This window comes from Microbacterium sp. MMO-113 (assembly GCF_037148555.1).
Classification (GTDB): Bacteria; Actinomycetota; Actinomycetes; order Actinomycetales; family Microbacteriaceae; genus Microbacterium.
In genome coordinates this window covers 560,303-579,355 of the sequence record NZ_JBBCTD010000003.1, presented here as the reverse complement: position 1 = coordinate 579,355, position 19,053 = coordinate 560,303, and the positions used below count along the sequence as shown (strand labels likewise).

21 protein-coding genes are annotated in these 19,053 nt (G+C 70.7%); 16 read left to right on the top strand and 5 right to left on the bottom strand.

Annotated elements, in window-relative coordinates; all coding sequences use genetic code 11:
- Positions 1-39 precede the first annotated feature (39 nt).
- Both WFJ36_RS13590 and WFJ36_RS13585 read left to right on the top strand, forming a co-directional pair.
- Positions 40-531, top strand: coding sequence for a DUF1269 domain-containing protein (locus tag WFJ36_RS13590; protein WP_071329073.1), 492 nt, complete (start codon positions 40-42; stop codon positions 529-531).
- 86 nt (positions 532-617) lie between these two features.
- Positions 618-1,133, top strand: a complete 516-nt coding sequence (locus WFJ36_RS13585; protein WP_292785865.1) for a GNAT family N-acetyltransferase — start codon at positions 618-620, stop codon at positions 1,131-1,133.
- A 10-nt stretch (positions 1,134-1,143) separates the two neighbouring features.
- On the opposite strand, the gene WFJ36_RS13580 is transcribed toward WFJ36_RS13585, so the two are convergent.
- On the bottom strand, positions 1,144-2,544 hold the full coding sequence (locus WFJ36_RS13580; RefSeq protein WP_292785867.1) for a threonine/serine ThrE exporter family protein: 1,401 nt from the start codon (positions 2,542-2,544) through the stop codon (positions 1,144-1,146).
- Positions 2,545-2,678: 134 nt separating this feature from the next.
- Here WFJ36_RS13580 and WFJ36_RS13575 point away from each other — a divergent pair, with 134 nt between their 5' ends.
- Positions 2,679-4,118, top strand: coding sequence for a protein kinase domain-containing protein (locus WFJ36_RS13575; RefSeq protein ID WP_336643472.1), 1,440 nt, complete (start codon positions 2,679-2,681; stop codon positions 4,116-4,118).
- Positions 4,119-4,155: 37 nt separating this feature from the next.
- Here WFJ36_RS13575 and WFJ36_RS13570 read toward each other — a convergent pair whose 3' ends face one another.
- Both WFJ36_RS13570 and soxR read right to left on the bottom strand, forming a co-directional pair.
- On the bottom strand, positions 4,156-4,494 hold the full coding sequence (locus WFJ36_RS13570; protein ID WP_071329069.1) for a DUF7882 family protein: 339 nt from the start codon (positions 4,492-4,494) through the stop codon (positions 4,156-4,158).
- A 151-nt stretch (positions 4,495-4,645) separates the two neighbouring features.
- Positions 4,646-5,080 (bottom strand): redox-sensitive transcriptional activator SoxR, encoded by a 435-nt coding sequence (gene soxR / locus WFJ36_RS13565; RefSeq protein ID WP_060922707.1) that lies wholly within the window; start codon positions 5,078-5,080, stop codon positions 4,646-4,648.
- A 171-nt stretch (positions 5,081-5,251) separates the two neighbouring features.
- Between soxR and WFJ36_RS13560 the strand changes: the two genes are divergently transcribed.
- From WFJ36_RS13560 to WFJ36_RS13525, 8 genes are all read left to right on the top strand, one after another.
- Complete coding sequence (locus tag WFJ36_RS13560) at positions 5,252-5,626, top strand: VOC family protein (protein WP_071329068.1); 375 nt, start codon at positions 5,252-5,254, stop codon at positions 5,624-5,626.
- Between the two features lie 108 nt (positions 5,627-5,734).
- Positions 5,735-7,060 carry a flavin monoamine oxidase family protein gene (locus WFJ36_RS13555; RefSeq protein ID WP_336643471.1) on the top strand — a complete coding sequence of 442 codons (1,326 nt, stop codon included), beginning with the start codon at positions 5,735-5,737 and terminating at the stop codon, positions 7,058-7,060.
- Positions 7,061-7,166: 106 nt separating this feature from the next.
- On the top strand, positions 7,167-7,331 hold the full coding sequence (locus tag WFJ36_RS13550; RefSeq protein WP_336643470.1) for a hypothetical protein: 165 nt from the start codon (positions 7,167-7,169) through the stop codon (positions 7,329-7,331).
- Positions 7,332-7,387: 56 nt separating this feature from the next.
- The gene (locus tag WFJ36_RS13545) at positions 7,388-7,756 is read left to right on the top strand and encodes a hypothetical protein (RefSeq protein ID WP_292785874.1); all 369 of its coding nucleotides are present in this window, start codon (positions 7,388-7,390) and stop codon (positions 7,754-7,756) included.
- 75 nt (positions 7,757-7,831) lie between these two features.
- Entirely contained in the window at positions 7,832-9,559 is a 1,728-nt protein-coding gene (locus WFJ36_RS13540) for an MDR family MFS transporter (RefSeq protein ID WP_396654693.1), read from the top strand.
- A gap of 1 nt (position 9,560) precedes the next feature.
- Positions 9,561-10,016, top strand: a complete 456-nt coding sequence (locus WFJ36_RS13535; RefSeq protein ID WP_071329065.1) for a MarR family winged helix-turn-helix transcriptional regulator — start codon at positions 9,561-9,563, stop codon at positions 10,014-10,016.
- A gap of 52 nt (positions 10,017-10,068) precedes the next feature.
- Positions 10,069-10,536 (top strand): MarR family winged helix-turn-helix transcriptional regulator, encoded by a 468-nt coding sequence (locus tag WFJ36_RS13530; RefSeq protein ID WP_071329064.1) that lies wholly within the window; start codon positions 10,069-10,071, stop codon positions 10,534-10,536.
- Positions 10,537-10,575: 39 nt separating this feature from the next.
- On the top strand, positions 10,576-11,688 hold the full coding sequence (locus tag WFJ36_RS13525; protein WP_336643469.1) for an alkene reductase: 1,113 nt from the start codon (positions 10,576-10,578) through the stop codon (positions 11,686-11,688).
- 16 nt (positions 11,689-11,704) lie between these two features.
- Here the strand turns inward: WFJ36_RS13525 and WFJ36_RS13520 are convergent, their stop codons facing one another.
- On the bottom strand, positions 11,705-12,490 hold the full coding sequence (locus WFJ36_RS13520; RefSeq protein WP_071329062.1) for a DNA/RNA non-specific endonuclease: 786 nt from the start codon (positions 12,488-12,490) through the stop codon (positions 11,705-11,707).
- A 52-nt stretch (positions 12,491-12,542) separates the two neighbouring features.
- Here WFJ36_RS13520 and WFJ36_RS13515 point away from each other — a divergent pair, with 52 nt between their 5' ends.
- The 3 genes from WFJ36_RS13515 (at position 12,543) to WFJ36_RS13505 (ending at position 15,512) form a co-directional block, all read left to right on the top strand.
- Entirely contained in the window at positions 12,543-13,415 is an 873-nt protein-coding gene (locus tag WFJ36_RS13515; RefSeq protein ID WP_336643468.1) for a phosphotransferase, read from the top strand.
- Between the two features lie 133 nt (positions 13,416-13,548).
- Positions 13,549-14,982 carry an MFS transporter gene (locus tag WFJ36_RS13510; protein WP_292785884.1) on the top strand — a complete coding sequence of 478 codons (1,434 nt, stop codon included), beginning with the start codon at positions 13,549-13,551 and terminating at the stop codon, positions 14,980-14,982.
- A 44-nt stretch (positions 14,983-15,026) separates the two neighbouring features.
- Entirely contained in the window at positions 15,027-15,512 is a 486-nt protein-coding gene (locus WFJ36_RS13505; RefSeq protein WP_292785886.1) for a universal stress protein, read from the top strand.
- 57 nt (positions 15,513-15,569) lie between these two features.
- Here WFJ36_RS13505 and WFJ36_RS13500 read toward each other — a convergent pair whose 3' ends face one another.
- Positions 15,570-16,259, bottom strand: coding sequence for a DedA family protein (locus tag WFJ36_RS13500; protein WP_292785888.1), 690 nt, complete (start codon positions 16,257-16,259; stop codon positions 15,570-15,572).
- A 182-nt stretch (positions 16,260-16,441) separates the two neighbouring features.
- Here WFJ36_RS13500 and WFJ36_RS13495 point away from each other — a divergent pair, with 182 nt between their 5' ends.
- Both WFJ36_RS13495 and WFJ36_RS13490 read left to right on the top strand, forming a co-directional pair.
- A complete protein-coding gene (locus tag WFJ36_RS13495) occupies positions 16,442-17,797 on the top strand; it encodes an aminotransferase class I/II-fold pyridoxal phosphate-dependent enzyme (protein WP_292785889.1) in 1,356 nt (451 codons plus the stop codon).
- The gene (locus WFJ36_RS13490; RefSeq protein WP_292785891.1) at positions 17,794-19,041 is read left to right on the top strand and encodes an aminotransferase class I/II-fold pyridoxal phosphate-dependent enzyme; all 1,248 of its coding nucleotides are present in this window, start codon (positions 17,794-17,796) and stop codon (positions 19,039-19,041) included. The genes WFJ36_RS13495 and WFJ36_RS13490 overlap by 4 nt, the downstream gene beginning before the upstream one ends.
- Positions 19,042-19,053 lie beyond the last annotated feature (12 nt).

Sequence of the window (19,053 nt, the reverse complement as noted above, 5' to 3'; positions counted from 1 at the left end):
GTGGAGAGCATCTCCGATCGCAACCGAAAGCAGGAAACCATGGCTGAACTGATCGTCATCTCCTATGACACCGAGAGCGACGCGGAGGGCGCCTACAACCGCGTCCAGGCCCTGCAGGACGACCTCGTCGTCGAACTCGCCGGCCTCGCGCTCGTGAAGGTGGACGGCGAGGGCAAGACGAAGGTGGAGTACCCGGGGGCCGGGAGCAGGATCGGCCTCGGAGTCGCCTCCGGCGCCTTGTTCGGTGCGCTGATCGGCATCCTGTTCTTCATCCCTGTTGCCGGGCTGGTGTTCGGCGGTCTGCTCGGGGCGCTTTTCGCGGGACTCGACAAGACCGGCATCGACGCCGATTTCCGCGATCGCGTGAAGGCCACCGTGACGGCCGGCAAGTCCGCCGTCGTCATCTACGCGCTCAAGCTCACGGAGGACAAGTTCGCCGAGGCGCTGGCCCCGTACAACGGCACGGTCGTGCAGACCTCGCTGTCGAAGGAGGACGAGGCCGAGCTGGTCAAGGACCTCGGCGGCCACTGAGACCCGGCCGATGCGCCCGTCGTGGAGCCGTCCGCGGCGGGCGCACCGTCGTCTCCGGTGTCGGTGGGGCGTGCGAGGCTCCGAGCGTGGACACACTGAGCCTCCGGCCCTGGTCGGCCGATGATCTCCCTCTCCTGCGGGCGGCGAACACCCCAGAGATGACGGCGCACCTCAACGGGCCGGAGAGCGCAGCGGAGGTGCAGGCGCGACACGAGAGGTATCTGCGCCTCGTCGCGGAGGACGAGGCCCTGATGTTCGCGATCGTCGACCACGCCGGGCAGCCTCTCGGCTCGATCGGCGCGTGGCGGATCACGTGGCAGGACGAACCGGCGTGGGAGACCGGCTGGTTCGTGCTGCCCGCTGCACAGGGCCGGCGAGTGGCTGCCCGGGCTCTGGTTCTGCTCGTCGATCTCCTCCGCGATCGCGTAGGGGACGGGCGTTCGCTGCTCGCGTTCCCCGGGGTCGACAACCCGGCGTCGAACGCGGTGTGTCAGCGGGGCGGATTCACTCGTCAGGGAACCCTCACGGAGCAGTTCCGCGGCGCTGAGCTCACGATCAACGCGTGGGTGCTCGACCTCGCCGCCGACACCTCGGCGGGATGACGCCGTCGGGTCAGCGGCGCACACGCGCCCTGGTCTTCGCGACGCCGGCGAGGGTCGCTCGCACCGGCGTTCCGAGGTAGAGCCCGAGGGAGGCGCCGGAGGCGAGGGCGATGCCGATCACGGCGGCGTCGATCAGCGATCCGCCCACGGTGAGCATCCCGGTGGAGGTGCCCGCTGCGTGCACGACCTCGAGAAGGCCCTGGAACACCGCGACACCGGGCACGAGCGGGACGATCGCGGCGGTCGTCACCGCGACCGAGGGCACGTGCAGGTTGTGCGCGATGAGCATGCCGATGAAGCTCGCCAGCAGCGCTCCGACCGCGCTCGCCGCGGCCGGGTGGAGCTGGAGCGCGACGGTGCTGGCGTACCCGGCGAGGGTGACGGCGCTGAGCAGGGCGCTGACGAGGATGATGCGGATGCCCGCGCCGTTGAATACGGCCACGGCGACCGCGATGATGACGGCCCCGACGAACTGATTGAGCAGCGGGCCGAAGGGCGCGGGATCGTCCGGCAGCTCCATCGTGAAGCCGAGTACGCCGCCGAGCTCCAGGCCGACGAGGATGCCGATCACCACCCCGAGCGTCTGCATCGTCAGGTCGAGGATGCGGCCGCCGGCCGTGAGCGCGAAGCCGTCGATGGCATCCTGCGCGGCGCCCACCACCGTGAGTCCCGCGAGCATGAGCACGATTCCGGAGGCGACGATGATCGACGGGCGGATGCCGACGAACGGATCGATCCCCGCGCTGCCGAGCGCCGACACGGCGACCGCGACGACCGTGGTGACGAGGCCTCCGGCGATCTGGCTGAAGAACAGCGGCACCCTCAGCCGGGCCAGGCCCGCCTGGGTGAGCGCCGCCCCCAGCGCGGCGACGAACGTGAGACCCACGATGAGCGGAGAGGCCCCGAGCATGATGCTCACTCCGACCGCGAGGAGCGCCCGTGCGACGATCACCACGGGCTGCTGATAGCGGAAGGGCACGCGGCGGATGACTCGGAACGCGGTGCGCGCGGACTCCAGATCCAGTCCGCCGTCGATGTCGGCGACGAGCGCCTGCACGCGCTGCAGCTTGGCGTGGTCGGGGGCGGCGACCCGGACCACGCGGACCAGCGTCTCCGGCCAGACCTCCCCGCTGAGGTGGAAGGACACCGTGATCGAGTTGTAGGTCACGTCGACCTGGACGCCCTTGAGGCCATACGCCTCGCAGACGCGGGTGATCGCGAGCGTGACCTCGTGCGCCGAGGCGCCGACCGCGAACATCGACTCTCCGATGCGCGTCGCCAGATCGAGGACCCGCGGAACGGTGTGCTCGTCGATCACGGGCATCGCCTCGGTGTGGGCGACGGTGGACGGATCGGTGTGCAGCAGCCGGCGGACGGAGAGGAGCAGTCGCTGGGGAGAACGCGCGGGCATATGTCCCATTCTCCCGCGGTCTGAGACCTCCCCATCGACGGCCCGTCTGTCAAGGCCCGAGACGGCTGCCGACCGCGCTTCTACAGTGGGGTCTCGCCGCGCCGCTCCCGACGCCGCGGCAGGAGGATTCGACGATGACGGATGACTCGCTTCCCACTGAGGCGCTGCTCGATGGTCGCTACCACCTCCGGGAGTGCGTCGGGCAGGGCGGGATGGCGCGCGTGTACCGCGCGGAGGACTCGCTGCTCGGGCGCACGGTGGCCATCAAGATGCTCCGGGCGGAGACCGAGCAGGGGGCCGCCTCCGATCGGGCCCGCAGCGAGATGACCGTGCTCGCCTCACTCAACCACCCCGCGCTGGTCACGCTGTACGACGCGCAGCTGCATCCGGGACGGGCCGAGTACCTGGTGATGGAGTTCGTCGACGGCCCGACCCTCGCGGAGCGGATCGCCCAGGGGCCGCTGTCCTCGTCCGAGGTGGCGGCGCTCGCGGCCGATCTCGCGGAGGCCCTGCACGTCGTGCACGGCGCGGGGATCGTGCACCGCGACATCAAACCCTCCAACGTCCTCCTCACGGGGCGCTCCCTCGTGGGGAGCCGGTCTGGGGCCAAGCTCGCCGATTTCGGGATCTCGGTGCTCGTGGATGCGGCCCGGCTGACGTCGCCTGGGACAGTGATCGGCACCGCGGCGTATCTGGCGCCGGAGCAGCTCAACGGCGCCGCGCCCGCGCCGCCCGCCGACATCTACGCACTGGGACTTGTCCTGCGCGAAGCGCTCACGGGCGAGCGCGCCTTCGCGGAGGCGGAGGGGATCGGTGCCACCCTGGCCCGCTTGATCGAACCGCCCACGATCCCGGACTCAGTGGGTCCCGCCTGGTCCGCGCTGCTGCAGCGGATGACCGCAACGGACCCCGGGGACCGGCCGAGCGCCGCCGGCGTCTTCGCGGCGGTGTCCGCGCTCGCGCACGACCCCTCGATTCCCCCGCGGCCCGCGGTGCCGGCTCCGATCGCCGCGGCAGCGTTCGCGGAGCAGGCGTCGACCGCGCCGTCGGCGCCGACGCCGACCCTCGTGCTTCCTCGCCGCCAGCCCCCCGACGGGGTCGTTCTCCATACTCGGGGTCCGCGGATGCAGCGTGCGCGGCGACGCCGCGGACTCCTGACCGGAGCCGTGGCGGTCGCGGCCGCCCTCACCGTCGCCGGAACGCTCTGGGCCGCGGGAGCGCTCAACCCGAATCCCGTGGTGACCCCCGTCGACACCGAGCCGAGTCCGCGCTCGTCGCCCACACCGGCAGTCGTCGTGCCAGCGACCGTGCCGGAAGAGGCGGACGAGCCGGTGACCTCGGTCGACGCCCCCGCCCCGGAACCGAAGCCCGACCTGCCGGACGACAAGAAGGCCGAGAAGGCGCAGGAGGCCGCCGAGAAGGCCGCGCAGAAGGCCGCCGACGAGCAGCGGAAGGCCGAGGAGGACGCGCAGAAGAAGGCCGAGAAGGCGCAGGAGGCCGCCGAGAAGGACGTGGAGAAGGCCCAGGAGAAGGCCGAGAAGGCGAAAGAGGAGGACGCCGACCTCGAGGACTGAGTCCTCGGGCCTGCCCTCCGCTTCGGCGGTGCCGATGTCAGACGGTGAGACCCGCGAGCTGCCGGGAGGCGCTGCTCGACTCGGTCGGCTCCGGCACCAGGTATAGGCCGTGCAGCGTGTTCGCGGTGAACGCGAGCGCGTCCACCCACCGCCGGTTGATGGCCGGAGGCCTGTTGCCGAAGAACTTGAACACGATGTTCGAGTGCGCATGCACCCAGACCGTCGTCCGACCGCCCCCGACAGAGGCGTCTTCCTTCCACGAGAACGGCATCGGCTCGCCGCGCCGGAGCTTCGTCGTCATGACGAGCTGGATGTGTGTGAGAGGGCGGTCCTCGATCTCGATCTTCGGACCGCCCTCATAGATGAACCTGCCCATTCGATGGATCCTTCGTTCCATCTCCACAGGAACCCGTTGCCACGAGGCGCAACCACGCTGATCGCTGGTGGGGATGTCTCCACGCTCTCACCGATCCGAGCTCCGCACCACCCTACCTTCGGGCACCCGGCCGAGGCGGACGCCCCCGGCCTCAGATGCGGCGGGGGCCGGGGCCGTTCTCGCCGAGGGCGTCCTCCGGATTCAGCAGGCGGCAGGCCTTCAGGGACAGGCAGCCGCAGCCGATGCAGCCCGCGAGCTCGCGCTGCAGGTGCTCGAGCTGGGTCCGCCGCTCCTCGAGCTCGGCGCGCCAGCGTTTCGCCACGCGGCGCCAATCGCCGTGTGAGGGCGGGGCATCGACGGGCAGGGTCTGGAAGAGTTCCTGGACCTCGCTGAGCGGGATGCCGATGCGTTTGGCCACGACGATGATCGAGATCCGTCGCAGCATGTGGCGGCGATACCGCCGCTGGTTTCCGGGCGTGCGCGTCGAGGCGATGAGGCCGAGCTGCTCGTAGAAGTGCAGTGCGGAGGGCGCGACGCCCGTGCGTCGGGTGACCTCCCCGATCGGGAGGAGATCGTCCGGTTCCATCCGTCGCCCTTCCGTAGACCTCAACAATAGTTGAGGAACGGGCGGAACGGTCAGCGTGAGGTCGGCGGGTGCGCTGTGCCGCGTGCGACGCCCAGGGGGTTGTCATCCGGCGCGCGGTGTGGTCGGTGGGTGGCGCTACCGTGAACGGACACGACCACGGAGGGTTTTCCCATGACATCCGTCCTCGCCGGACTCGATCACATCCAGCTGCCCGTCGCCGACCTCGCGGCGTCCATCGCGTGGTACGAGCGTCTGCTCGGCTTCCGCGTCCTCACCCACTACGGGTCGAGCGCCATGCTCCGCGCCGAGGGTGGTCCCGACCTCATGCTGTGGGAGGCGCCAGGGCACGCGCCGATGAAGCTCACGGTGTCGGGGGAGGAGCGGCCGCTCTTCTTCCTGCGCACGACCGAGATCCATGCGCTCGCCGAGCGGTTCGCGGCGGAGGGCGTCGACGTGGTGAGCTTCGACGACGGCGGTTTCGCCCTCTTCCTGAAGTTCTTCGACCCGGACGGCACTTTGCTCGGACTCATCCAGCACGCCGCCTGAGCCCGGCATCGCGGGCGGGTCGTCGGGCTCCGCGGCCCTGTCGGCGGGTGCCGGGCTGGGCTATCGTCGGGGCACGGCTCCCTGCGGAGGGGCTGCGAGGAGGAGCGCATGGAGCAGGTCGACACGGTGATCGTCGGCGCGGGCGTGGCGGGTTTGACAGCGGCCCGGCTGCTGCAGGATGCCGGACGGACGGTCGTGGTGCTCGAAGCGCGCGACCGGATCGGCGGCAGAGTGCACACGGATCGGACCGACGGTGTCGTCGATCTCGGCGCCTCGTGGATCCACGGTGTCGACGGCAGTCCGGTGGCGGCGGCCGCCGAGGCCTTCGGCATGCGGACCGTGGAGTTCACCGTCGGCGGTTTCCAGGTGGACAGCCGGCCGATCGCCTATCACGGCCCCGTCGGGCGCCCGCTCTCCGCCGAGGAGACACGCGCCTTCGCCGCCGATGTCCACGCGGTGGACGCCGTGCTCCCGGACATCATCGCCGCCTCCCGCCCCACGGCCTCCTACCGCGACGTCACGGACGAGGCCCTCTCGCGCCAGGGATGGAGTGCCGAGCGTACGCAGCGGGTGCGGGAGTACCTGGAGCATCGCGCCGAGGAGCAGTACGGGGCGTGGATCGAGGACCTCGCCGCGCACGGCCTCGACGACGACGCGATCGAGGGCGACGAGGTCGTGTTCCCCGACGGGTACGTCGTGCTCCCGGAGCGCCTGGCCGAAGGCCTCGACATCCGGCTGGAGCACCTCGTCACCCGTGTCGACTGGAGCGACGAGGGCGTCTGGGTGCGGACCTCGCATGGCGACTTCTCCGGGGACACGACCGTCATCACGGTTCCCGTCGGCGTGCTGCAGGCCGGGACCATGGAGATCGTCCCTCCGCTGCCGCCGGTGAACGCCGAGGCGCTGGGGCGGCTGCGCATGAACGCCTTCGAGAAGGTGTTCCTGCGGTTCCCCGCGCGGTTCTGGGAAGACGGGGTGTACGCCCTCCGGCAGCAGGGCCCCGAGGCGCGGTGGTGGCACTCCTGGTACGACCTCACCGCGCTGCACGACGAGCCGCTCCTGCTCACCTTCGCCGCCGGGCCCGCCGCGGCAGCCACGCGGGACTGGAGCGATGCGGAGGTGCAGGCCTCGATCATGGCGCAGCTCCGCCGGCTCTACGGCGACGGAATCCCCGATCCGATCGGGATGCGCCGCACGGCCTGGCAGGACGATCCGTTCGCGCACGGGTCGTACGCGTACATGACGGTCGGGTCGACCACCGCGGATCACGACGACCTCGCCACCCCGGTCGGCGGCGTGCTGCACCTCGCGGGCGAGGCCACGTGGACCGACGATCCGGCCACGGTGCCGGCGGCCCTGTTCTCCGGGCATCGTGCGGCGGAGCGCATCCTCGGGCGGGCGGTCCCGATCGAGCGGCTCTGGGCCCTGGACTGACACCGCGGGCGACGGCAGTGTGGCCGCCGACGCGCGCCCGGTCAACCCCCTGCATCAGCCGCGACGGGCGCACGTACGGTCGGGGGACCGAACAGAGGAGGAGAGCATGAGCGACCCCCAGAACACGCAGGGCACTCCGGGCGCCGACGAGGAAGCCGACACGGCGTCCGGCGGCGCCCCCGACGACAGCGGCGAGAACACCGACGACGTGCTCAAGCGCGAGACGACGGACGACGAGGGCAATCCCCTGGAGAATCCGTCCGGCGGGTGACCGCCGCACCGCCCGAGGGTCAGCCGCGCCCCAGCCGGCGCGGCTACCCTCGGGGCATGCGCCGAATCGCCCTCGTCCCTCTGCTTCTCGCCGTCGGCCTCCTCGCGGGGTGCGCCCAGATCACCCAGACCGCGGGTGATGCGTTCGGGGTCCCGGTGGCGGAGACGTGCGCGACCATCGATGGCGCGTACACGCAGTATCAGGAGCTGCTGAGTCAGGGCGACGCGTCCGCAGAACAGCTTGACGCCGCCCGCGACGACCTCGTCGCCACCCTCGACGGCGTCGCGGACGGTATGGACGGGCAGCTCGGCGACCTCATCCGCTCCGGCGCCGATCAGCTCGGCGGCATGACCGACCTTCAGGCCCCGGAGACCGTCGAGGCGATCGAGCGCCTCCACGACGGACTCTCCTCCTTCTGCGGCTGAGCGGCGGTGGGGAGTGCACGCCGATAGTTGCGAAACCGCAACTATCGGCGTATGGTTGATCTCGATCAACTTTCTATGCAGGAGCATTCCCCCGTGACACACACCTCATCCTCTTCCGAGACCGCGCGCTCGGCCCGCGAGGTCTTCACCGCGATCTCGGGCCTCATCGTCGGCATGTTCGTCGCCGTGCTCTCCGGCACGGTCGTCTCGACCTCGATGCCCGTCATCATCGCCGACCTCGGCGGCACCCAGTCGCAGTACACCTGGGTCATCACCGCGAGCCTTCTCGCCACCGCCGTCTCGACGCCGATCTGGGGCAAGCTCGCCGACCTCGTCGACCGCAAGGTCCTCATCCAGATCTCGCTCATCCTCTTCACGGTCGGCACCGTCATCGCCGGCTTCTCGACCGACACGAACATGCTCATCGCGGTCCGCGTCGTGCAGGGCATCGGCGTCGGCGGCCTCATGTCGCTCGTCATGATCGCCGTGGCCCTCATCATCTCCCCGCGCGAGCGCGGCAAGTACATGGGTGTCGTCGGCGGCATCATGGCCCTCGGCACGATCGGCGGCCCGCTGCTCGGCGGCGTCATCACCGACGCCTGGGGCTGGCGCGCCAACTTCTTCGTCGGCGTCCCGTTCGCGATCGTCGCGCTCGTCCTGCTGCAGTTCACGCTGCACCTGCCCAAGCCGCAGCGCGGCACCAAGGTGTCCATCGACTACTTCGGCATCGTCCTGCTCGCCGTCGGCGTCTCGACCCTGCTGATCTGGGTCTCCATGGGCGGCAGCCAGTTCGACTGGGACTCCGGGACCAGCATCGCCCTCGCCGTCACCGCGGGCGTCGCCATCGCCGCCTTCGTCGCGGTGGAGTTCTTCGTCAAGGAACCCATCGTCCCGATGTCGCTGTTCCGCAACCGCACCTTCACGCTGTCGGTCATCGCCTCGATCGCGATCGGCGTCTCGATGTTCGCGACCTCGGTCTTCCTCGCGCAGTACTTCCAGCTGGCCCGTGGCGCCACGCCGACCGAGTCGGGCCTGATGACCATCCCCATGATCATCGGTCAGATGGGCGCCTCGATCATCATCGGACAGCTCGTCAGCCGCTTCGGCAAGTGGAAGGGCTGGATGGTCACCGGCTCGATCCTCGCCACCATCGGTGTGAGCCTGATGGCCACTCTGCGCTACGACACTCCGTTCAGCCTGGTGGCCGTGTACATGTTCGTCCTCGGCGCCGGCCTCGGCATGGTCATGCAGAACCTCACCCTGATCGTGCAGAACGACACCGCACCGCAGCAGCTGGGTGCCGCGTCGTCGAACGTCAACTTCTTCCGCACGATCGCCGGCACCATCGGCGTGACCGTCATGGGATCGCTGCTGTCGACCAGCGTCGCCGACTTCATGAAGGACGGCCTGAAGGGCTTCGTCCCGACCACGCCCGACGAGATCAGCGCCCTGGAGCGCCTGGGCTCCGGAGACGTGCCGAAGGTGGGCGAGCTGCCCGACACGATCCGCACGATCGTCGAGAGCGCCTACGGGCACGGCATCGCGGACGCGTTCATCCTCGCCATCCCGCTGGCCGTGATCGCGATCATCGCGATCGCATTCATCAAGAACAAGCCGCTGTCCACCAAGAACGCCGCGGAGCAGCTGCGCGAGCAGGCCGAGGAGTCCGTCATCGAGGTCTCCGAGGCCGAGGTCGGCGCGAACCTCTCGACGGGGGCGATCCGCACCGGGCAGGCCGGACCGACGACCACCACGGGGTCGGTGAGCGTGCTCGAGCGCGAGGATCGGAAGCAGGAGCGCTGACATGATCGCGTCCGAGGCGGTCGGCACCCCCGACGTCGACACCGCCCTCAGTGACCTCCAGGCGCATCTCAACCTCATCTTCGCGCGGACCCGGTCGCTGTGGAAGGAATCGGCGTCCCGGGTCCACCCGGAGCTGCAGGTGGCCGGTTACAAGCTGCTCACGTTCATCGACCGCGCGGGCTCTGCCAACGCGCACGAGCTCGCCGAGCGCTTCGAGATGGACAAGTCCGTCGTCAGTCGCCAGGTGCGGATGCTGGAGGACCTCGGGCTGATCGCCTCCGTGCCGGACGAGCACGACGGCCGGCTTCGGGTGCTCACCGCGACGCCGTCCGCCTGTACCGCACTCGCCGACGTCCGTCAGGCGTACGGCACCCGGCTCCGCGCCGTGATCGACGAGCTCACGCCCGCCGAGATCGAGGCCGCCTCCAAGGTGTTCCGACTCCTCGCCGAGGTCTGAGCGAAGCCCCGCGACCGCGTACGGTCGCGGGGCTTCGCCGTACACTGGCGATATGAGCGCCTCGCCCGACGACTCCGCCGACGGCGCCCCGATCGACGACCTCGACCAGGCGGTCGCTCGCGTCGAGCACGAGCTCGGCCGTCTGTTCGCCCGCATCCGCGTCGGGTGGCGCGAGGCTGCCGTCACCGTGCATCCGGACCTCCAGCCGCTGGGCTACCAGGTCCTGACCTCAATCCTGGCCGGACGGGCGACCTCGGCCGGCGCCCTCATCGAGCGGCTGCAGACGGACAAATCCGCCGTGAGCCGACAGGTGCGCCAGCTCGAGCAGCTCGGACTCGTCGAGAGCATCCCGGATCCGGACGACCGCCGCGCCCGCGTCTTGGTGGCGACCCCGCTGGCCGAGGAGCGCGTCGCCCTCGCCCGCTCCCGCTACGAGGGACGCATCGGCGAGCGCCTGCGCGGCTGGACGGCCGCCGATCTCGACCACTTCGCGAACCTCGTCGCCGACCTGGGCGGTTGATGCACCCGGACCACGTGGTCGATTCACGGGAATACAGCGATGGGTCGTGTCCTTTGCCTCTCTGTGACTCTCTACGACTCCGCCGACTTCGGCTCGCTGCACCTGTCCAACCGCGTCGTCATGGCGCCCCTCACCCGCACGCGTGCGGACGCCGACGGCGTGCCGACCGCGATCATCGAGGAGTACTACCGCCAGCGCGCGGGGCAGGGGCTGATCATCTCGGAGGGGGTCTGGCCCGTCCTCGAAGGCAAGTCGTACCCCGGGCAGCCGGGCATCGTGACTCCGGCGCAGATCGACGGATGGCGTCGTGTGGCCGACGCCGTGCACGCCGAGGGCGGCACCATCGTCATGCAGCTCATGCACGGCGGCCGGGTGGGCCACCCGGAGATCTCCGGTGAGCCCCGCGTCGTCGCGCCGAGCGCCCTGGCCGCCCCTGGCCAGACGCGGACGCCCCAGGGCAAGGCCGACCTGCCGGTCGCGCACGCCCTCACCCTCGACGAGATCCCTGTGGTCGTCGAGGAGTTCGTCCAGGCCGCGCGCAACGCGATCACGGCCGGCTTCGACGGCGTCGAGGTGCACGGCGCCAACGGCTACCTCGTCCACGAGTTCCTGTCTCCCGTCTCCAACGTCCGCGACGATCAGTACGGCGGCTCGCCGGAGAACCGTGCGCGCTTCGCGATCGAGGTGACCACGGCGGTCGCCGCCGCGGTGGGTGCCGACCGGACCGGCATCCGGCTCTCGCCGGCCCACGGCATCCAGGGAGTCATCGAGGACGACGCGGCCGACGTCCTCGCGACCTACACCGCGCTCGCCGAAGGACTCGCCCCTCTGGGACTGGCCTTCGTCGATGTGCTGCACCCCGAGCCGGCCGGGGAACTCGTCCAGACCATCCGCCGGGCGTCGGGCGCTCCGCTCATCGTCAACACCGGCTTCGGCGTCGAGACCACCCGTGCCGCGGCCGAGGAGCTGGTGGCGGAGGACTGGGCGGACGCGGTCGCGGCCGGGCGTCCGGTCATTGCCAACCCCGACCTCGTGGAGCGCTGGCGGACCGGGGCCGAGCTGAACGAACCGCGCCCGGACCTGTTCTACGGTTCGACCGCCGAGGGCTACATCGACTACCCCTCGCTGGAGGTCGCGCGCGCCGGCGAGTGAGGCGGAGCGCCCGCTGTCACACGACGATGTCGTCGGCCGTGTGCAGCGGGCGCCATCCGCTCTCTCGGATCCCGCGTCGGGGGAGGACGTCGGCGTCGGACAGCGGGCCGAGGTCGATCCCGGTGAGGGCGGACACCTCGGCGACCCGCACCTGGAAGGTGCGGAAGGCTTCGAGCGACGCGACGGCGAGAGCACCCTCCCGGGTGTCCACGAGCGCGGACTGGTCGAGGAGGAACGCGGCGGCGGCGAGTCGGCCCCCGGCATTCCAGGCTGCGATCTTCCAGTAGCGCAGAGGAACTCGGATGCCGCGATACGGCGGGTCGGCCTCGTCGAGCACGGGGGCGGTGAACACCGTGAGGCGCTGCGCGGTGGTCTCCGCATACACGAGCACGTGATCCTCCAGTCCGAGCCAGAGGTCTTTCGACTGGTTGAAGACGGCGGCCTGCGGCGCGGCGTTGGGGTAGGTGAATGTGGCCTCCATGGCCGCGCGCGCGTCGGCGAGCTCGCCCCAGCCCGGATCGCGGCGACGGACGAGATGCCCGCGGTCGAGGTCGTTCCCGGCGTAGACGGCGGGCCCCGCCTGCTCCTCCTCGGGAACCCGGGGGTCAAGATGCCACTCACCCGTCCGGGGGAGATCCCGCAGGCGGGCGCCGTCGATGGTGACGGCTGTCACCGCGGCGAGCCGCCGCTCCGGGTCCAGCAGCACCGTGAACCGCGGCGCCGGCAGGGTGCGCACCGTCATCGGAGGCGCGGGCAGGGGGAGCGGGATGCCGAGGAACCCGGGGTCGTAGCCGTCCGTCATGACCCCATCGTGCCCTGCCCCGCCGACACCGCCGCGCTTTCCCGACTGTCGCGTGCCGACTACGTTCGAGGATCAGGGCGAGACGGAGTTCGCGGGGAGGGCGTCGATGCAGGTCTTCGAAGGGTTCTATGCGACCGTCCGTGTCGAAGACATCGCCGGCGGGCGCCGGGTGGTGAAGGCCTTCCATCGCCCGGGGACCGCAGCGCGGGAGGCGGTGGCCCTCGCCGCGCTCGGCCGGATGACGCCGCCGGGGATCGCTGTGCCGGAGCTGATCTCGCTGCGGCGTGAGGGCGACCGCGAGGTCATGGTGCAGACCTATGTGCCGGGAGTGCCCCTCGCCGAAGCCACGCCGGAGCCGTCGTCCGCGGCGGCGCACGCTCTCGCCGAGCAGGTCGTGGACGTCGTGACCCACTGGCATGCGCAGGAGGGGCCCGCGTTCGAAGACCTCCGCGGCGGCACCCATCCCAGCTTCCTCGCCAGCTACTCCGCGGACGTCCGTGACCTCGGTTCCTGGCTCGAGGGGGCGGATCACATCGACCCAGGACTCCGGGAGCGTATCCGTGTGACGGCACGCGCGGTGCCCGACCTCCTCCGTCCGCTCGCCGATGACTCTCCCGTCTTCATCCACGACGACTGCCACGCCGGCAACTTCCTCGTCGATCCGGAGGCGTTCGTGTTGACGGGAGTGATCGATCCCGGTGCTGCGCGGTACTCGCACCGCGAGGTGGACCTGTTCCACCTCGCCGACGCGGCCGAGGGGCTCAGGCTCTGGGAGCGCGCGGTGGCCCGTCGTCCACTCGCCCGCGGGGCCTCAGCGCGGCGTGGCCTCTTCCGGATCTGGGACGACGTCAAGCATGCGCGCGCGACCGGCTGGTGGGACGACGAATGGTTCCTTCGGCGCCTCGGCGCGTTCGAGCGGCCCTGATCGCAAGCGCTGAGGGTTCCGGCGACTGCTCACGGCGATGATCCCTCCGCTTGTCGGGAATACCGTACCCCCCTAGGGTATTAACACGAGAGGCGTCGTTCGGCGCCTCCTCCCGACGGAAATGGAGCACGACGTGTCATCGTCAACGAGAAGTCCCGCGCGCTGGTGGGGGCTGACCCTCATCGCCCTGGCGCAGTTCATGGTCATCATGGACGCATCCATCATCGGCGTGGCGCTGCCGCGGATGCAGGAGGATCTCGGGTTCACCCCGAACACCCTCTCCTGGGTCTTCAACGCCTATGTGATCGCCCTCGGCGGCCTCCTGCTCCTGGGCGGGCGCTTGTCCGATCTGTTCGGGCCGCGACGTATGTTCGCGACCGGGTGGGTCATCCTCGGAGCAGGGTCCCTGGTGGCCGGGTTCGCCGGCGACGTCGTCACCGAACTCGTCGGCCGAGTGCTGCAGGGCGCCGGCTCCGCCCTCATCGCGCCTGCCGCGCTCACGCTGCTGATGATGCTGTTCGGGCAGAACCCGCGCGAGCTCACGAAGGCGATGGCGTTTTACGGGGCGGCGGCGCCGGCCGGTGGTACCGCGGGCGTGTTCCTCGGTGGCGTCATCACCGAGTTCGCCTCCTGGCCGTGGGTGTTCTTCATCAACGTCCCGATCGCGGTGCTGGTCCTCGCCCTGATGTGGCGTGCGCTTCCCGGCGGTGCCCTCGGCGCGAAGGGCTCCGTCGATGTCCTCGGGGCCCTCACCGTGACCCTCGGGCTCGCCGCGTTGGTCTACGGCATCGTGCGCGCCGAGGTCGTCGGGTGGGTGGCGGCTGAGACCTGGATCGCCATCGGCGCCGGTGTCGTCCTGCTCGTGCTCTTCCTGATCATCCAGCGTGTGAAGCGGGAACCCCTCATGCGCCTGTCGATCTTCCGGTCGCCGAATCTCGGTGCGGCGAACCTCGCGCAGGTGCTGCTCGGCGCCGCGTGGATCCCGATGTGGTTCTTCCTCAACCTCTACCTGCAGCAGGTGCTCGGATTCAGCGCCTTCCCCGCCGGAGCCGCCCTGCTGCCGATGACGGCTCTCATCATGCTCGGGATGATCGTGCTGGCTCCACGGGTGATCGCCGCGTTCGGGCCGAAGGTGCCCATCGTCCTGGGTCTGGTCGTGCTCGCCGCCGGCCTCGGCTGGATGGCCTTCATCCGCCCGGACGGGAACTACTGGGTCGATGCCTTCGGGCCGTCGCTGGTCGTCGCTTTCGGGCAGGCGCTCGCGTTCATCCCCTCCCTGCAGGTGGCCATCTCGGCCGCACCGCCGGAGGAGGGAGGCCTCGCCTCCGGCATCGTCAACACGAGCTATCAGGTCGGTTCGGCGATCGGCCTCGCGGCGGTGTCGGCGGTTGCCGCAGGTTTCGGCGCGAGCCACTTGGGCGACGCCGTGGCCCTCACCTCCGGATACTCCGCGGCGTTCGTCGCGGCCGGAGGGATCGCTTTGGTCGGAGCCCTGCTCGTCGCGGTGCTCTTCCGCACCCGCCGACCCGACCGGACGGTGGAGACGATCTCCACCCGCACGCTGTGAACACCGCGGAACCGGAACTGCCCCGCCGAACGAAGGAGAACACCATGTCCTTTCCGAGAGTCCTGATCGCCTACGACGGATCCCCGAACTCCCGCACCGCGGTGCAGGCCGCTGCGGCTCTGTTCCCGGGGGCGGAGGCCGTGATCTTCTTCGCCCGGCAGCCGATGGAGGGTCTTGCGGCGCACCTTCAGGGGCACCCGGTGCTCGAGAGACTGGAGGACGTGGACGCGGCGCTCCTCGACGCGTCGGAGCAGGTCGCGGCTGAAGGAGCGGAGTTCGCCCGCACGCTCGGCCTCCGCGCCGAACCGCTGGTGTCGTCCAGCGTCGTCTCCGCGTCGGAGGCGATCATCGCCGCCGCGGAGGAACGCGACAGCACGCTCATCGTCCTCGGCTCGCGGGGTCGACGGGGGCTCGCCGCGACGGTGCTCGGCAGCACCTCCGCGAACGTCCTCCACCATGCCACGAGGCCGACGCTGGTCATCCCCTCCGACGTCGCCGCCGCGGCTCGTTCTGGCACTCCGAGGGGCTGAGTCCCGGTGCCCTTCGTCTCGGCGGACTTCTCTGTGGAGCCGCCGGACGGAGGGTGCTCAGGCCGCTCCGTTGTCCTCTGCGCGCCGTGCGGCGGCCTCGCGCATGCGGCGACGGATGCGAAGGACGACGAACGCCAGGAGCAGCAGGATGAGCAGGCCGACGACCACGTCGGAGATCACGCCGCTCCACTGCTCGAGGATCGGCCGGATGGCGGGGCCGAAGGCGAAGCCCAGGCCGATCCAGATGCCGTTCCAGACCGCCGAGCCGACCAGCGTGTACAGCGTGAACTTCCACAGGGCCATTCGCTCGATCCCTGCCGGGATCGAGATGAAGGAGCGCACGAGAGGCACGCAGCGGCCGAACAGCACGGCGCCGCCTCCCCAGCGGGCGAAGAACGCCTCGGCCTTGTCGAAGTCGTCGTGGTCGAGGAGGGGGATGCGCCCGACGATGCGCCGCGTGCGGTCCCGGCCCACCGCGGCGCCGAGCGCGTACCAGAGCCACGCACCGACGAGTCCGCCGATGGTGGCTGCGGCCCAGGCGCCCCAGGCGTTCATCCGCCCGTCGTACGCCAGGAAGCCCGCTGCGGGGAGGATCGCCTCGGAGGGGATGGGGGGAACGAACGTCTCGATGAGCACCGCGAGACCGACACCGACCTCGCCGAGGGTCTCGATGAGGCTGAGCACCCAGCCGATGAAGCCGTCGTAGCCGGGGGCGGAAGCGGCGAGGGGCGAAGTGCCGGGGGTCATCGTGTCCTCTGTCGGGGGATCGCGGTGATCGTGCGGGATGCGGGGGCGGTCCGGGGGACCGATCGCTCCTGAACGGTATCCGGTGTACCTGGACTCCGCCTGCGTGCGTCGGGCAGCGGGACGGACGGGAACGACCGATTCCGGATTTTGACATAGGTCAAAATCTCCCCTACCGTCGAGTCATGGCCACGGCGGAGAGCAGAGACGGCGACACCGACGCGATCAGCGGTGTCACCGCCGCGGAGATCTCGGAGAGCGTGCGCGACCTCGTCGAGCGGGGGACGCTCGTCGCGGGGGACCGTCTGCCCCCGGTCCGCACTCTCGCCGAGCGGCTGGGCGTGAATCGCAACACCGTCCTTGCCGCCTATCGCGCACTCGTCACCGCCCGCATCGCGACCACCGGCGGGCGCACCGGGACGACCGTGCTCGGCCCTGCAGCCACGCCGGATGAGGGCTTCACGCCCGGAACGGCACTCCGCGACATCGCCAACGGCAACCCCCAGGCCGCCTTGCTGCCCGACCTCGTCGCCGCTCTCGCGACCGTGCGTCCCCATCCCGTCCTCTACGGCGAATCCGTCATCGATGCCGAGCTCGCCGAGTGGGGGACCCGATGGATCGCGGAGGATCAGCCTCGTCCCTTCCGGCTCACGGTCACCGCGGGCGCGGTCGACGCGGTGGAGCGCCTGCTGGCCCAGACGCTCGTGCACGGCGACCGGGTGGGCCTGGAGGATCCGTGCTTCCTGTCCAGCATCCAGACCGCGCGGTTGGCCGGCTACACCCCGGTCGCGATACCGGTCGACGAGGAGGGGATGACGGTGGAGGGTGTCCGAGAGGCCCTGGAGAGCGGCGTGCGCGCGATCATCTGCACGCCTCGCGCCCACAACCCCACCGGCGCCAGCATCACTCCCGCCCGCGCCGAGGAGCTCCGCGAGGTGCTCGCTCCGCACCCCCACGTCCTGGTGATCGAGGACGACCACTTCTCGCTGCTCTCCCCGACTCCGTACGCCACCATCATCGGGCCCGCCCAGGAGCGCTGGGCGCTGGTGCGGTCGGTCTCCAAGTTCCTCGGCCCCGACATGCGGTTGGCCCTCACGGCGTCCGATCCGGTCACCGCTGAGCGGCTGGCCCTTCGGCTCAGTCCCGGCACCATGTGGGTGAGCCATGTCATGCAGCAGCTCGCGGCGACGATGCTGCGCGACGAGGGAGTGCACCGGCTGGTCGCGGAGGCAGGCGCCCGGTATGCCGCGCGCAACAGGTCCTTCGCCGCCCTCGCGTCCGCTCGAGGGCTGGATGTCGCCGCGGAGAGCGGGTTGAACGTGTGGATCGACGTCCGGGAGAATGCGGGGGTCGTCGCCACGCGGCTCGCGCACCGCGGATGGCTCGTGCGACCGGGGTCGGAGTTCGCGCTGGAGGACGAATCCGCCAGTGAACATCACCTGCGGCTGACCGTGCACGACCTCGATGACGCCGACCTGCGACGCCTGGCCGACGACGTGGCCGCCGCCTCCGGTCCGGCATCGGCCGAGGGGGACGGATGACGGCCGGAGACGCCGGGAGCGCGTTCCGGGTCGGGCGATCCTCGCGCCTCGACGGCGTGCTCTACGACCTGCGTGGCCCGGTCGCCGCGCGTGCGGCCGAGCTGGAGTCCCGCGGTGAACGGATCCTGCGCCTGAACATCGGCAACCCGGCGCCGTTCGGGTTCGAGGCGCCGCCGGTGATCGTGGAGGCTCTCCGCGAGGCACTTCCGCATGCCCACGGATACTCGGAATCCCCGGGGCTGCCGGAGACGAGGGAGGCGATCCGCGCGCACTACGCACGGCGGGCAGGCTTCCCGTCCCTCGGGATCGAGGCGGTGACCGTCGGCAACGGCGTGTCCGAGCTGGTGGGCCTCACGCTGCAGGCGCTGCTGGAGCCGGGCGACGAAGTCCTGATCCCGAGTCCCGACTATCCGCTGTGGACCGCATCGACCGTCCTCGCCGGGGGCGAGCCCGTGCATTACCCCTGTGTGGAGGAGGCCGGGTGGCTTCCCGACCTCGATGCCATGGCGGCTGCGATCGGCCCCCGGACCGTCGCCGTCGTCGTCATCAATCCGAACAACCCGACCGGGGCCGTGTACCCCAGGGAGACGCTGGAGGGCATCGCGGAGCTGGCCCGTCGCCACGGTCTGCTGCTGCTCTCGGACGAGATCTACGACCGGGTCGTGTACCCCGGGTTCACGCACGTCTCCACAGCGCAGGTCGCCCCCGACGTGCCGTGCATCACCTTCGCCGGACTGTCCAAGACCCATCGCGTCGCCGGGTACCGGGCCGCCTGGGCGCTGGCGACCGGGTTCGCTGCGGACGATCCGTTCCTGTCCGGCCTCCGGCTGCTGGCGTCGATGCGGATGTGTGCCTCGGTGCCCGCGCAGCATGCGATCACGGCCGCACTGGGGCACGACACATCGCTCGATGCGCTCGTCTCGGCGGACGGGCGGCTGACGGCGCAACGCGACGCCGCCACGGCGGCGCTCCGCGCGATCCCCGGCGTCGATGTGCACGAGGCGGGCGGTGGTCTCTACCTCTTCCCCCGCCTCGACCCTGAGGTCTACGGCATCCGCGACGACGAGCGCCTGGTGCTCGACTTCCTCGATGCGGAACGCGTCCTTCTCGTGCACGGTCGCGCCTTCAACGGTGCCGACACCGACCACGTGCGCATCGCCTTCCTGCCCGAGACGGAGACCCTGGTCGATGCGGTGCAGCGCTTCGGCCGCTTCCTGCAGGGGTACTCGCCGCCCGGCGCGTGAGGACACCTGACC